Raw genomic sequence first — 945 nt, 5'->3', positions numbered from 1 at the left:
TGAGCCTTTCCCAGTAACGGTTCGCGACTGGCTGTGATCATGTGGTTCGGTCGTGCTCGAAGTGCAGCAGGACGAGTGCGGCGGCGGCGATCTTGCCTATGGCGTCGGGTGACAGACTGACCCGGCGTAGGGCCTTGAAGGTGGTCTTGAGTAGGGAGTTGGCTTGTTCGGCGCGGGCTCGGGCGTACGCGTGCAGCCAGTTGTGCTGGCGTTGGGCGTCGGTGAGCTTGCCGCCGTCGGGTTTCTTGATGGGCAGGACGAACACGTCGGGTTCGCCTTCGTAGTCCAGGTCTGCCAGGGTGGGTAGGTCGTCGCCGGTCCACTCTCGCAGGGCGGGCAGCATGTCTTCGTGGTGGCGCAGGCAGGTGGTGTCGTGTTCGCGGCCGGGGCGTACGTCGGAGGTCTAGACCGGCCATCCGTCGGGGGTGGACACGACCTGCACGTTGCCGCCGTGGTGATGATGTTTCCCGCTCCACCACAAGTCGACGCCGGGTGTCGGGCCGGGGATGCGGCAGCGGTCGGTGGCCAGCAGCGTGCCGTCGACGTTGATATGGGTGTGCCCAGCCATCTTGGCCGCCAACAAGGCGGAGTGCAGCGACGGCTTGCGCTCGGCGAGCAGGTCGACGCCCTCGTGCAGGTAGCGGTAGGCGGTCGACAGCCCGATCGCGTTGTCTACCGCGAGTTGGGTCAGGCGGGTGCCATCGAGGAACCAGCGCAACACGAGCACGGCCTGCTTGAAGCAGCCGACCGCTCGGGTGCCGGCGCGGGTGCCGACCGAGCGCCGGTGGGCGTGCAGCAGCCCGGACAGGAACAGCACGGTCTCCCGGCGGATATCGAGCACGGCACGGTATGTGACACTGGTCGTCACGCGAGGCCCCTGTCTTTGAAGTTGATCTCTTGGAGGAGACCTACTTCTTACGGGGGCTTCGCTCGTTCGCCTTGCAG

1 pseudogene is annotated in these 945 nt (G+C 66.3%); it reads right to left on the bottom strand.

Annotated features, from left to right (window positions below):
- Nucleotides 1-37 precede the first annotated feature (37 nt).
- A pseudogene (locus tag KJS59_RS00035) lies at nt 38-841 on the bottom strand (HARBI1 family protein).
- Nucleotides 842-945: the final 104 nt, after the last annotated feature.

Origin of the sequence: Rhizomonospora bruguierae (assembly GCF_018397995.1) — a bacterium.
Lineage (GTDB): Bacteria > Actinomycetota > Actinomycetes > Mycobacteriales > Micromonosporaceae > Rhizomonospora > Rhizomonospora bruguierae.
Note: the sequence above shows the minus strand (reverse complement) of the source record. Positions and strands in the feature narration are given on the sequence as shown.